The organism is Streptomyces sp. NBC_01537 (assembly GCF_045040445.1).
Lineage (GTDB): Bacteria > Actinomycetota > Actinomycetes > Streptomycetales > Streptomycetaceae > Actinacidiphila.
In genome coordinates, this window is the sequence record NZ_CP109392.1 from 5,836,891 (window position 1) to 5,849,293 (window position 12,403).

At 70.6% G+C, this 12,403-nt stretch carries 13 protein-coding genes and 2 pseudogenes; 4 read left to right on the forward strand and 11 right to left on the reverse strand.

Annotation, left to right across the window (positions count from 1 at the left end):
- Positions 1–68 precede the first annotated feature (68 nt).
- Positions 69–569 carry a hypothetical protein gene (locus OG607_RS26910; RefSeq protein ID WP_405728577.1) on the forward strand — a complete coding sequence of 167 codons (501 nt, stop codon included), beginning with the start codon at positions 69–71 and terminating at the stop codon, positions 567–569.
- A 363-nt stretch (positions 570–932) separates the two neighbouring features.
- On the opposite strand, the pseudogene OG607_RS26915 reads toward OG607_RS26910, so the two are convergent.
- Together OG607_RS26915 and OG607_RS26920 are read right to left on the reverse strand one after the other, a co-directional pair.
- Positions 933–1,555: pseudogene (locus tag OG607_RS26915) on the reverse strand (IS5 family transposase); the annotation flags it as partial.
- 346 nt (positions 1,556–1,901) lie between these two features.
- Complete coding sequence (locus OG607_RS26920; RefSeq protein ID WP_405728580.1) at positions 1,902–2,399, reverse strand: multiprotein-bridging factor 1 family protein; 498 nt, start codon at positions 2,397–2,399, stop codon at positions 1,902–1,904.
- A gap of 730 nt (positions 2,400–3,129) precedes the next feature.
- Here OG607_RS26920 and OG607_RS26925 point away from each other — a divergent pair.
- Entirely contained in the window at positions 3,130–4,023 is an 894-nt protein-coding gene (locus OG607_RS26925; protein ID WP_405728583.1) for an alpha/beta hydrolase, read from the forward strand.
- Here the strand turns inward: OG607_RS26925 and OG607_RS26930 are convergent.
- Positions 4,013–4,144: pseudogene (locus OG607_RS26930) on the reverse strand (hypothetical protein); the annotation flags it as partial. The gene OG607_RS26925 and the pseudogene OG607_RS26930 sit on opposite strands and share 11 nt — an antisense overlap.
- 7 nt (positions 4,145–4,151) lie before the next feature.
- Here OG607_RS26930 and OG607_RS26935 point away from each other — a divergent pair.
- A complete protein-coding gene (locus OG607_RS26935; RefSeq protein ID WP_405737511.1) occupies positions 4,152–4,322 on the forward strand; it encodes a hypothetical protein in 171 nt (56 codons plus the stop codon).
- Between the two features lie 16 nt (positions 4,323–4,338).
- Here OG607_RS26935 and OG607_RS26940 read toward each other — a convergent pair whose 3' ends face one another.
- The 8 genes from OG607_RS26940 to OG607_RS26975 all read right to left on the reverse strand — a co-directional run bounded on the left by OG607_RS26940 (position 4,339) and on the right by OG607_RS26975 (position 11,786).
- Positions 4,339–5,589: a cytochrome P450 gene (locus OG607_RS26940; RefSeq protein ID WP_405728586.1), complete on the reverse strand. Its 1,251-nt coding sequence runs from the start codon at positions 5,587–5,589 to the stop codon at positions 4,339–4,341.
- Complete coding sequence (locus OG607_RS26945) at positions 5,586–6,860, reverse strand: cytochrome P450 (RefSeq protein WP_405728589.1); 1,275 nt, start codon at positions 6,858–6,860, stop codon at positions 5,586–5,588. The genes OG607_RS26940 and OG607_RS26945 overlap by 4 nt, the downstream gene beginning before the upstream one ends.
- The gene (locus tag OG607_RS26950) at positions 6,857–7,474 is read right to left on the reverse strand and encodes a GTP-binding protein (protein WP_405728592.1); all 618 of its coding nucleotides are present in this window, start codon (positions 7,472–7,474) and stop codon (positions 6,857–6,859) included. Before OG607_RS26950 ends, OG607_RS26945 begins: the two co-directional genes overlap by 4 nt.
- Positions 7,455–7,832 (reverse strand): DUF742 domain-containing protein, encoded by a 378-nt coding sequence (locus tag OG607_RS26955; protein ID WP_405728595.1) that lies wholly within the window; start codon positions 7,830–7,832, stop codon positions 7,455–7,457. The genes OG607_RS26950 and OG607_RS26955 overlap by 20 nt, the downstream gene beginning before the upstream one ends.
- Positions 7,829–8,281, reverse strand: a complete 453-nt coding sequence (locus OG607_RS26960) for a roadblock/LC7 domain-containing protein (RefSeq protein ID WP_405728598.1) — start codon at positions 8,279–8,281, stop codon at positions 7,829–7,831. The genes OG607_RS26955 and OG607_RS26960 overlap by 4 nt, the downstream gene beginning before the upstream one ends.
- A complete protein-coding gene (locus tag OG607_RS26965) occupies positions 8,278–9,621 on the reverse strand; it encodes an ATP-binding protein (RefSeq protein ID WP_405728601.1) in 1,344 nt (447 codons plus the stop codon). The genes OG607_RS26960 and OG607_RS26965 overlap by 4 nt, the downstream gene beginning before the upstream one ends.
- A 202-nt stretch (positions 9,622–9,823) precedes the next feature.
- A complete protein-coding gene (locus tag OG607_RS26970; protein WP_405728604.1) occupies positions 9,824–11,230 on the reverse strand; it encodes a cellulose binding domain-containing protein in 1,407 nt (468 codons plus the stop codon).
- Positions 11,231–11,330: 100 nt separating this feature from the next.
- Entirely contained in the window at positions 11,331–11,786 is a 456-nt protein-coding gene (locus OG607_RS26975; protein ID WP_405728606.1) for a MarR family winged helix-turn-helix transcriptional regulator, read from the reverse strand.
- A gap of 136 nt (positions 11,787–11,922) precedes the next feature.
- Here OG607_RS26975 and OG607_RS26980 point away from each other — a divergent pair, with 136 nt between their 5' ends.
- Positions 11,923–12,333 carry an organic hydroperoxide resistance protein gene (locus tag OG607_RS26980; RefSeq protein ID WP_405728609.1) on the forward strand — a complete coding sequence of 137 codons (411 nt, stop codon included), beginning with the start codon at positions 11,923–11,925 and terminating at the stop codon, positions 12,331–12,333.
- Positions 12,334–12,403: the final 70 nt, after the last annotated feature.

Consider the following 12,403-nt stretch of genomic DNA (forward strand, 5'->3'; position numbering starts at 1 on the left):
GGAGGCACTGCCCGATGCCCTCGGAGGGGCGGTCAGTCAGCACTGCAATGAGACAGTCGAGGAGTCGGATGATGGAATCTCATGCGATCGAGGTAAGGCTGACCCGGCCCGCCACCGGGACTGAACTGGCGGCCGCGCGCCGGGCGGCCGATTTCCCGCTCGCGGCGTCGGTGGAGCGTACCCGGCTGCTTGCAGTGACGTACGCCGGCGGGCGGCGCAAGGCGATTGGCAGGGTCTGGGACGCCGTGGGAGACCTGCTGCCTGTCGACGTCATCACGACCGCGCTCGCGAACCGCAAGGGTGAGGTGTTGCTCAGCGTACGGTTCGACGATCCCGTCGCCGAGCGGTTCCGTAGGGCGGCCGCCGACTGCGGTATGAGCACGGAGGCGTACGTCCGGGAAGCCGTGCTGCGGGGCCTGTCCAGGGACGAGGCGGCCAGGGCCGCCCGGCTCGATGCCGAGGTCACCGGACTGCTGGCCGCGGCGACCCCCGCGGAACTCGCGGCGTCCGCCTTGCGGGGGATCGCGCGGACCGGACCGCAGCAGGGCCCCGGCAGCCACGCACACTGAGCGCGTAGGACCGCCTGCCGCAGGAGCGCAGGAACTGACGGACCATGCTGAACTCAGTGGTTGGCGCCCGTTGTTGATGTCGACGGCCGGATCCGTTGTCATCGGTCGCGTCGGCGCTCAGGCGGGCGGTGTCCGGCATCGCGGTAGGGGATTTCATCGGGGCGGTCCTGGACTCTGGCACGCCTCCACGCTGCGTCGAACGACAGACCACCGCTACCTGGTTCTCTCATGAGCTGAAGGGCTCGCCAGCTGGTCCGGGGAGACAGGGCCCAGCGCATGATCACGAGCCCCACCGGTCCACTGGTCCTGTCAGCCCGTCGCCCGTGAGGCGTGGTGGTCGACTGGCCGGTGTCTGGATCCGGTTGGACGGGTCCGGGGCGCATCAGTCGCGTGCCGATGCGGCAGTACCGCCTCGAACTGCGGGCTGTCGCCGTACTGCCCGGGCGTCAGCAGCATCGACAGCGGGCGACACCGGCCCTCGGCGGACAGGTGGATCTTGGTGCTGAAGCCACCCCGGGAGCGGCCTAAGCACTCGCCTGCCTGACCACCTCCGCCAGCCGGGCGGACAGGCTCCGCCACGCCAGATCGCCCCGGTTTGCTCCGCTGTGGGCCCCCTTTAGCGAAGGAAACTCCGGCGGAGCGGCGCGGGGCGCCCCGGCGGCGTGCTGGTGTGCCCGCGCGGTGGTGGAGTCCACCGACACATCCCAGTCGACCCCGCCGACGGCGTCCTGCTCCGACTGGACCCGCCCCAGCAGCCGCTCCCAGGTACCGTCGGCCGACCAGCGGCGATGCCGCTTGTACACCGTCTCCCACGGCCCGAAACGCTCCGGCAGATCACGCCACTGCTTCCCCGTCCGAATCCGGAACAGGACACCATCGATCACCCTGCGGTGATCACTCCAGCGACCACCACGCGTCCCACCGCGAGGCAGGAGCGGCTCAAGCCGCTCCCACTCCGCATTCGTCAAAGCTCCTCGGCCAGTCACACATCAGAGCCTGGACCTGCACGCAAGCCCCTGTCACAAGGTCCGAGAAACAGAACCTAGCGGTGCTGCGTGCAGCGGTCGGTCTGCGGCGTGCATGCCGCGCGCCATCATGTGAACCTCCAGCCGCCATGGTGAGTCCATCTTCGCCAGGTTCACGGTGACCAAATATCGCCGTCGGGTCGGGAACCGAGATGCACGCTCACGGGATCACCAGATAACCCGGGGCGAGGAGACGCCGCCGGCGAAGACATTCAGGGCGATCTTCCAGTAGATGGCCCAATGGGCCTGTTCATTGCCAGTAGGATTAAGGAAATGGCACCGGCGGTATTATTCGAGTATTTCGTGATCACTGCGGTGGATTGTCGGGTCCGCGCCCTGGCCAGAGGTCCACGTTCAGTGCCCTCTCCAAATTAGCGATCGTCAGCAGGTCACACCACACCTCGCCGCCGAGAACTTTCATAATCGTCAGACGGGCGACATTGCTACGTCGTGACAATTCTGCGATCGACCAGCCGTGCTTGTCGATCGCCGCACGCAGGCGCGCAGCCAATTCCTGGGCGACCCTCGCCCCGTGGTGGTCATCGAGCACGGCGTGTGGCCAGACCCCGTGCAGCCCGTACTCGACCGGGCTGCGCTTGCGCTTGTCTCCTTGTGGCACGTCGAAGAGTGTCGCCCATCTGGACGCCCCGGCATGACAATGGTCGCTGCCCCCGCCAAGTGTCGATCGCGGTATGCGCGAATTGGTGGGTAGTGATCGAAGGATCGGCTCCGGAAGCAGCCGGGTTTTCTGGCGGCATCCAACTGCGGTGACGCGAATCGCGCGGAAGTAGCCGGCTTCGAGCATCCAAGATCGGCAGATCGGTTCGGCGGTCGGGTCGGAACGCAGGGATCGTCATGGGATCCACACTGTGCGCCTTGCTATATTTATAGCAAGGCGCATTTGCTCCATCTGGTGGACCCGGCATCGAATGACCCGAGTGTGGCGCGGCCACGTAAATGAGGCGGGGGCACAACCTCGCCTCGGCCTCCCGGTCGAGCACCATGTGGCGCACACTTCGCAGCCATGTGTGCCCTCGGCCCACACGTGTGCTGACCTGCTGAAACGCTGCAGGAGCGTTCATGATTTCGGGGATTGGCGTTCAAAGGCGCCGCAGTGCATCGTCACTGACCTGCGCAGACGGAATTTTTGACAGATCCCACTGGGGCAGCGACCAGGGACAGCGTAGCGGATGCGCGCAGGGGAGGGTCGTCCGTATGGGGCGTGGGTGCTGGGCGGTCAGGGGGAGGGGCGGTAGCCGTCGGCGACCTGTTCCGGGGCTCGTACGAACCCGGAAGCGGGGTCGCTGAGGGGGCGGTTGCCGGGCCAGGCCTGTCCGCCGCCGCGGGCCGTCATCGACCTCGACCGCTATCCCATCCATGAGCCGCAGAGCTCGCGCACGAAGGGCCTCGTCTGAGGAGGGCATGCGTACGCCTGCTCGGGGGTTGCGGGCCGGCCGTGGCGTGGCGCAGGATGAGCGTCCACTATCAGGAAACCTGATGTTATTCACGTTGTGACGACGGGACGGGACAGACCCATGGCAATCGGACCCGGCATTCAGGCCAGAGGGATCCAGCTGCTGCTCAGCGGCGTGATGTCGCGCGTACACAAGGACCTGCGCTTCACCGACATCCCCAAGCACACCGAATCCCTCCAGGTGGACACCGGTGCCGGGCCGGTGACCTGCACCGTCTATCGCCCCTCCGCCGCCACCGGCACTCCCGCCCCCGTTTACGTCAACTTCCACGGTGGTGGCTTTGTCGTCGGCCGGCCCGAGCAGGACGACCACATCTGCCGCTACATAGCCGCCACGGCCGGCTGCGTCGTGGTCAACGTGGACTACGCCGTCGCCCCGCAGCGCCCCTTCCCCGCCGCCACCACCCAGGCCTACGACGTCACCGAGTGGGTCGCCGGGAACGGCCACGCCAACAACTGGGACGGTTCCCGGCTCGCAGTGGGCGGGCACAGCGCCGGGGCCAACCTGACGGCCGCGGTGTGCCGTACGGCCCGCGACCGCGGCACCTTCTCACCCCGGCTGCAGATCCTCGACTCCGCGCCGCTCGACCAGCTCGCCGATCCCGCCACCAAGCATTCCCCCATCGCCAGACCGCTGCTCACCCCCCGCCTCATGCGGGTCTTCACGGCCGCCTACGTCCCGGATCCGGCCCGGCGGACCGACCCGCTGGTCTCACCGGGGCTGGCCGACGACCTGGCCGGGCTGCCGCCCGCCCTGGTGATCACCGCAGAGAACGACCGGCTGCGCGACGAGGGCGAGGCCTACGCCAAGGCTCTGGACGCCGCGGGCGTCCCGGTCACCCACCGGGTCTTCGAGGGCGTCGACCACTACTTCACGCACACCGGCCCGGTGCCGGCCGGAAAGGAGGCCATCGAGCTGATGGCCTCCAGCCTGCGCACCGCGCTCAGCGCCTGACCTCGTCGTCAGCCGCGTACCCCCACCACCAGTGGAGAGAGGTGAGGGGTTCGGGGAGGGGGTCGGTGAGGGACTGGCCGGTGATCTGGTGGAGGCGGGCCAGGCGGTAGCGCACGGTGTTGGGGTGGGTGAAGAGGGCGGCGGCGGTCTGGTCGGGGCGGCGGCCGTGGTCGAGGCCGGCCGCGCCCTGCGGCGGCGGGGTGCATGGCTACCGGTCGCTGGAGGGCACCTTCCTGGGCGGCTGCCTGTTCTCCGGCCGCGCGGCGGGACGGGCCGCGGCGGCGGCCACCGCGACCTGAACCGCCGGACGAGCAGTCAGCCGCCGACCCGGACCGGGAGCTCGTACAGGTCGTTCTGCGTCACGACCGGCTTGTTGCGCAGCTCCCCGGCCGGGACCGCCAGCGTCAGATCCGGGAACCGCTCGAAGAGCGCCGGAAGGGCGATGCCCGCTTCGAGGCGGGAGAGGGCGGCGCCGGGGCAGACGTGGGGGCCGTGGCCGAAGGAGATGTGGCGGATCGGGTCGCGGGTGACGTCGAAGTCGCCCGCGTCCGGGCCGTGCTGGGCCTCGTCGTGGCCGATGGCGGCGTACGAGGTGATCAGGGCCTCGCCCTTGGCGATGACGCGGTCGCCGACGGGGACGTCCTCGGTGGCGAAGCGGATGAGGACGTGCGAGGTGGGGGTGGAGTAGCGCAGGGTCTCCTCCACGACCGCGTCCCAGGTGACTTTGCCGTCGCGGACGAGCGCGAGCTGTTCGGGGTGGGAGCAGACGTTGACCACGGCGTTGACGATGAGCGAGATCGTGGTCTCGTGACCGGCGGCCATCATCAGCTGCATGGTGCCGGTGATCTCTTCGTCGGTGAGGTGGTCGCCGCTCTCGGAGGCGAGGATGAGGGCGCTGGTCAGGTCGTCGCCGGGGTCGGCGCGCTTGGCGGCGACGGTCCTGGCCATCATGGCGCCGAGCTCGCCGAGGGTGGCGAGGACCTCCTCCGGCGGGGTCTGGGTGGAGAAGAACTTCTCGAACAGCACCTTCAGGCGCGGCAGGTCCGCCTCGTCGATACCCATCAGCTCCTGGACCACGTACATGGGCAGCAGATACGCGAACTCGGCCTTCAGGTCGATCACTTCGGACTTCCCGGCCGCCTCCGCGACCCGGTCCAGCAGCCCGGCGGTCAGCTCCTCGATCCGCTCCCGCAGATGCTCCACCCGGCGCGGAGTGAGGGCCTGGGCGACCAGGGCGCGCAGCCGCCGGTGATCCTCGCCGTCGACGGTGAGCATGGAGCGGCCGGGGTTGGCGAGGCCGATCAGCGGCCAGTCCGCGGGTATCCCGCCCCGGGTGAAGGCGTCCCAGTGGGCGATGTCCTTCACCAGGCGGGGGTCGGTGAGCAGGGCGCGGGCCTCGGCGTGACGGGTGACCGCCCATACGGGTACGCCGCCGGGCAGTTCGACCTCCACCAGCGGGCCGGAGGCGCGTAACGCCGCGCTCTCACCCGCGAGGTCCCGGACCAGGGGGTCGAGGACGATACGGGTGCCGTCGGGCGGGTTCGCGCCGGTCACGGGGCAGGTCATCGGTTGTCTCCAAGGTCTCCGAGAGCGGGGGCGGGGGTGAAGCTCACGGGCAGCTCGGTCATGCCGCGCAGCCAGGGGGAGGGGCGGCGTACGAGGGAGCCGGGGGCCACCGTGAGGTCGATGTCGGGCAGGCGGTCGAGCAGCACCTCGATGCCGGTGCGGGCGATGACCTCGGCGATCTCCTGGGCGGGGAACGGGCAGCGGTGCTCGCCGTGGCCGAAGGAGAAGAAGGAGCTGTTGCCGCGGGTCGGTCCGCCGCCCTCGATGTGGACCCGGGGGTCGGCGTTGGCGGCGGCGAAGCCGAGGACGAGCAGGTCGCCGGCGTGGATGTGGCGGCCGCCGAGCCGGGTGTCGCGGGAGGCCCAGCGGCCGGCGATGTTCTGGCTGGGGGTGTCCTCCCAGAGCACCTCGTTCATGGCCTCGCCGACGCTGTGCCGGCCACCGGAGAAGGAGGCGGAGAAGCGGTCGTCGGTGAGCATCAGGCGCAGCGAGTTGCCCATCCAGTCGGCGGTGGGCTGGTGGCCGGCGACCGTCATGACCATCACGTCCTGGACGATCTCCTCGTCCGTGAAGTCGTGGCGGTCCGCGAGCATCCGCGACACGACGTCCGGGCCGGGGCGGTGCCGCTTCGCCGCGACCAGCGCGGTCATGGAGGTGAATACGAAGACCTGGCCCGCGATGGCGTTCTCGGTGCTGTTGACCAGGTCGTTGATGGCCGTCACCAGCTTCGGGCCCTGCTCCTCGGAGAAGCCGTAGATCCGGGCCAGCACGCGCACCGGCAGCAGCGTGGCGAACTCCGCGATCAGGTCGGCCCGGCCGCGCCCGCAGAAGCCGTCGATCAGCTCGTCGGCGTACCGCTCGGCGCAGCGCCTCAGCTCGAAGGGGTCGACGGCCTCCATGGCGTTGCTCATCATCGCGGCGCGCCGCCGGTGGCGTTCGCCGACCGTGTAGAGGATGGACGGCTGCTTGCGGCCGATCATCGGCAGCAGCGGCCAGTCGTCCGGGACGCGGTCCCACTGGTTCCACAGCTCGGAGTCGCGGCTGAACAGCACCGGGTCGCTGGTGACGTGCAGCAGTTCGCGGTAGCCGAGCACCAGCCAGGCGGGCACGTCGCCGTCGAGCACGATGGGCGCGACCGCGCCGTGCTCGTGCCGCATCTCCCGGTAGAGGGCGGCGGGTTCGACGTGGAAGCGGGGCCCGCTGAAGGGCACGGCCCCGGCGAAGCGCGACTGCGTCGCGGGTGGCTGCGTTGCGGGTGGCTGAGTTGTCACGGTGCGGTCGTCTCCTGGGCGGCGGACAGGTCACTGAGGTGCTGTACGAGGGCGATCAGCACGGCCTTGCAGGAGTTGCGGGAGCGGGCGTCGCAGTCGATGAGCGGGACGCCGGCCGACAGGTCCAGGGCTTTGCGCACCTGCTCCTCGGTGTGCTTGGGGCCGCCGAAGTCGTTGCAGGCGACGACGAAGGGCGTCCCGTGGTGCTCCAGCCGGTCGATGGCGTACCAGGAGTCGGCCAGGCGCCGGGTGTCGACCAGTACGACGGCCCCGAGGGTGCCCGCGAAGAGCCGGTCCCACAGGAACCAGAAGCGCTCCTGGCCGGGGGCGCCGAAGAGGTAGAGGATGTTGCGGTCGTCGAGGCTGATCCGGCCGAAGTCGAAGGCGACGGTGGTCGAGGTCTTGGCCCGGACGCCGTCCAGGTCGTCGACCGACTCGCCGGCCTGGCTCATCGTCTCCTCGGTGTTCAGCGGGCGTATCTCGCTGACCGAGCGGACCATGGTGGTTTTGCCGACCCCGAAGCCGCCGGTGATGACGATCTTCAGCCCGTTGTCGGCGGTGCTGATCAGCGGCCGCCGGCGGCGTGGGCCGGGGTCAGAGGTTGCGTAGTCCAACGAGCACCTGCTCCAGGATTGCGGGGTCCGGAAGTTGAGCCGCCGTGCGGGCGGTACGGGGATGGCGGGCGGTGATCCGGCCGGTGTCCAGCAGATCGCAGAGCAGGATCCGCATGATGCCGACCGGAAGGCCGAGGTCGGCGGCCAGCTCCACGACGGCCGTGGGCCGCTGGCAGATCCGCAGGACCAGGGCGTGCTCCGACGACATCCCCGGCGCCGGGTCGCACTCGGCGACCACCAGCGTCACCAGGTCGAAGGCGTCGGAGGCGGGCCGGCTGCGCCCACCGGTCAGGGTGTACAGCCGGTCCGGATCCTCGTCCCGGCCCTCCAGTCCCTCGCGGCCCGGACGGGGGGTCATTCCGGTCCGCCGTCCTCGCTCCCCTGAGCCCGGGGTGGGGCGCTGAGGTGCTCGCCCAGCTGCTCGACCAGCTCGTTCATGTTGTGGCCGACCAGGCCGACGTCGGAGTCCTCGCGGGCGACCACCGCGAGATGAGCGCCGTCCCCGGCCTCCACGATGAACAGGATCCCGCCGTAGAACTCGGCCATTGCCTGGCGTACGCCCCCGGTGCCGTCCCCGAACTCCATGGACGCGCCCTGCGACAGGCTCTGGATGCCGGCGGAGATGGCGGCCAGCTGGTCGGCCTGGTCCACGGACAGCTCCGGCGTACGGCACAGCTTGAGGCCGTCGCGGGACAGCACCAGAGCGTGCCGGGCGCCCGGGGTGCGCCGCAGCAGGCCTTCCAGCAGCCAGTCGAGCTTTTCGTCCGTGCCGGTGTCCGACGTGGGCGCGGTGGCTGGTGTGGTCATCGGGGGTCGCCTTCTGGTGTGGGGGTGGTCTTGCCTCGGACTGCGTCCCGGAACGCGCTGAATCTGGCCGCCCGTTCAGCCGGGGTGCCGTGGGGGGACCGGTCACGGGGGGCGGGCTGCCGGGGGTGCACGGAGGTGGCCAGCGTCCGGCCGCGGCGGCGCTGCGGGAGGCCGCTTTCGGTGTACTCGGGCCCGGGGCGGGCGGACTCGGCGTCGGGCTCCGCATGCTGCGGGACGGGCTGCGGCAGCGGGCGGGTGATCAGATCCTGCGGGATCATCATCAGCGCGCCCGTGCCGCCGCGCGCCGACGGCCGGAAGGACACCGTCAGCCCGTGCTTACGGGCCAGGCGCCCCACGACCGCGAGGCCGAGCCGGGTGCCGGACAGGCCCGCGAGGTCCGTCGAGGTCGCGGCGACCGCGTGCCGGGCGCGGCGCAGCGCGACCTCGCCCATGACCAGGCCGCTGTCCTCCACCGTGATGACGAGTCCGGCCGGCACCTCCTCGACGTAGACATGGACCTCGGCGGTCGGCGGCGAGAAGTTCGCGGCGTTGTCCAGGAGTTCGGCGAGCGCGTGCATCACGCCCTCCGCCGCGTGCCCGGCGATGGCGGCCTCGCTGGTGGAGTGCGTACGCACCCGCTGGTAGCCGCTGATACGGCCCATCGCGCCGCGCAGGATCGACTCCATCTTGATCGGCTTGGCCCACCGGCGCCCCGAACGGGCCCCGGTCAGCACGGCGATGCTGTCCGAGAGCCGTCCGGCCTGCGCGGTGCGGTGGTCCAGGTGCAGCAGGTCGCCCAGGACGTCGGGGTCGGTGTGCCGGTGCTCCATCGTGCGCAGGTCGGCCAGCATGCTGGTGGCCAGCGCCTGCATCCGCCCGGCGGCGTTCGCGCACGCGGACATGGCGGCTGCCCGGCCCGACTCGCTGCCGCTCAGCTGCCCGGCGACGGTGGCCAGGGCGCGCCCGTGGGCCCCGGACAGGCTGCCCGGCGTCGCGGCGAGCGCGGTGCCGGCGGAGTCGCCCGCCTTCAGCCGCTGGACCAGGAGGGGCAGTGCGTCGTCGGCGAACCGGTCGGCGTCGGCCTCCAGGGCGGTGACCCGGTCACGTAACCGGTGCGACCGCCACGTGGCGCGGGCGGCGGTCGCCACTGCCGCGCACAGCAGCACGACCCCCGCGCCCGCGCCCGCGGCGGCCGGTACCCGGAGTGATCCGGGCGCGGCCGCGACGAGCCAGGCGGCGAGCGGCGCGGTGACGGTGACCGGGACGAGCAGGGCCCGCGCGGTGTGGCTCAGGGGCGGGCGCTGCGCCTGCGAGCGTGCGAACGCGGTGTGCGCTGTCATCGGTCGGGGACCTCGGGGCCGGACGGACAGGACTGTTCGAAAGGGCCATGTCGCCGGCGCGAGAGTGCGATCCGAGGGCGGTCCGGGAGCGCCTGCGATCCCAATTCCCGGTCACTATATGAGAGTTGACGATCGCACTGGGGTGTTACGGAAGAGATTTCTGTGCACGTTCGTTTCGACCGTGATCCGTCCCGACGGGCCGTCAGCCGGAGCAGACGGCACCGTTCAGGCTGACGGACGGCGGGGCCTCGTTGGCGTAGGACCAGGTGCCGAGGAAGCCGATGTCGAGGGTCTGGTGGGCGGGGACGGAGATGTTGTAGTCGGCCGGGGTGACGCTGACCCGGGCACCGGACTGCGTGAAGGTGCCGTTCCACATCTGGGTGATGCGCTGGCCGTCGGGGAAGCGCCACTCGATGTGCCAGCCGTTGAGAGCGGTGCTGGAGGTGAGGTCGACCTCGGCCTGGAAGCCGCCGTCCCACTGGTTGACGAGCTTGTAGCTGGCGCTGCAGCTCGCGGCGGGGTGGGAGGGTGCCGGGGACGTCTTGGAGGGGCTGGGGTCGGGTGAGTCCTCGCCGGGGAGTTCGGTGGTGCCGTCGGAGAGCCCGACCGAACTGGGCTGGGACGAGGGCGTGGGCGGTGTCGGCGTGGGCGTCGGCGACGCCGACGGGGAGGTCGGCACACCGGACGGGGAGTCCACCGGGTAGGCCGGCAGGGACACCGCCGAGTAGGAGGGTGCGGCGACCGAGGCGGGGCTGCCGGGGTCGGAGGAGGGAAGCAGAATGCCGAGCAGCACGAGGGCCGGGACGGTGAGCGCGGCCAGCGTGAGGGCGACGTGCTGACGGGGGATCCCCGTACGGGCGCGTGCCCGCGAGGCCGGCGGGCGGGAACCGGCGGCCGCGGCGTGCCGCTGGCGCAGATACCCCGTGCTGCCCCAGCCGAGGACACCCCTGGCGAGGGTGGTGGCGAGGCGGTTGCCGTGCAGGGCGAAGTCGGTGGCGGCGGTGGAGCAGTCGAAGCACCGGGCGAGATGGCGGCGCAGATCCTCGGGCAGCGCGCCGCCGTCAGGATCCCGGGTCGCGACGTCGAGGAGCTTGGCGTATCCGCGGCAGTCCTTGTCCACCAGCGTGTGCAGGCGCACGCGCAGGCAGGATTCCCGGAACAGCTCCCGGGTGCGCTGGATCTCCGCCTCGGCGCGGGCCGGGCTGACGCCCATCAGGCCGGCGCTCTCGACGAGTGGCCTTAACTCGATCTGGGAGTGCCACAGCAGCGACCTGTCGGGCTCCGGCATGTCCTGGAAACCGTGCAGGGCCACCGGGATCCAGGTGGGGTCCTCGGTGTCGAGCCAGGTGCGCAGGCCGGGGTCGAGCATGCCGCCCCGCCCCTCCGCGTACCACTCGGCCGCTGTGTTCCGTACGGCGGTGAGCAGTCGGGGGAGCCAGGCGAAGTGCGGCGCGGTCCACGGCGGGGCCTCGCGGAAGGTACGGGCGAACGCATCGGTGGCTAGTTGGGTGCCATCCTCTGGGGTTGTCGTGCACAAGTCGGCGTAGCAGCGGACCGCGTCCCAGTACTTGGACAGCAGGCCTGCGGGGTCGCCCGAGTCAGCAGCCATAGGCGGCACTTTCGGCTCACGTTCAACGGTGGTCAAGCGTCGGGTCGGCCGGATCTTTGCACGTCCTCCACAAGTATGACAAGTGCCCTTTACAGCGGGGCTATTCGTCCAGTACGGCGGAGTCCAGGGCTGTTGTGAGCCGGGTGAGGCGTGCGTGCAGGTCCTGCAGCTCCTCCAGGCCGATGCCCGTGGCGTCGTAGATGCGGTGCGGGACGGCCAGCGCGCGCTCGCGCAGCGCGGCGCCCTCGTCGGTGAGGCGGACGGTGACCGAGCGCTCGTCGGCGGTGCTGCGCTCGCGGCGTACCAGGCCGGCGGCCTCCAGGCGCTTGAGGAGCGGGGAGAGGGTGCCGGAGTCCAGCCGCAGGTGGGTGCCCAGTTGCTTGACGGACAGCTCGCGGTGCTCCCACAGGACGAGCATCGCCAGGTACTGGGGGTAGGTGAGGCCGAGATCCTTCAGGACGACGCGGTACACGCTGTCGAACGCCCTGGACGTGGCGTGCAGGGAGAAGCAGATCATGCTGTCGAGGCGGAGGTAGTCCTCCGTGTTCGTCGTCATGGCTCAAGGGTAGCTCTACTGCGTACCGTTTAGTTGTGCACAACTGAATTGTGTGCTGTACTTACGTCATCGAGTCCGGAAGCGGTCAAGTCCGGAAGAGACCAGAAGTGAAACGCCTCCGAGAGGGATGGGTCCCATGAGTGCTCTGTACACCGCTGTCGCCACCGCCAACGGCCGCGAGGGCCGCGCCGTCAGCTCCGACGGTCAGCTGGACCTCGCCCTGGCGATGCCCCCGGCGCTCGGTGGCAACGGTCAGGGCACCAACCCCGAGCAGCTCTTCGCCGCCGGCTACGCGGCCTGCTTCGCCAGTGCGCTCGGCCTCGTCGGCCGTCAGGCCAAGGTCGACACCAAGGACATCTCCGTGACCGCCGAGGTCGGCATCGGCCCGGACGAGACCAGCTTCGCGCTCTCCGTCGTCATACGTGTCGAGCTCCCGGCGGAGCTTGAGGGTGAGACCGGCGAACTGCTGGTCAAGCAGGCCCACCAGGTCTGCCCCTACTCCAAGGCGACCCGTGGCAACATCCCGGTCGAGCTCATCGTCGAGTAGTCGGCACCGCAACGAGTAGCCGACACCGCAACCCCCTCTGGCGCAGGCCATGCCGCATGAGCGGCATGGC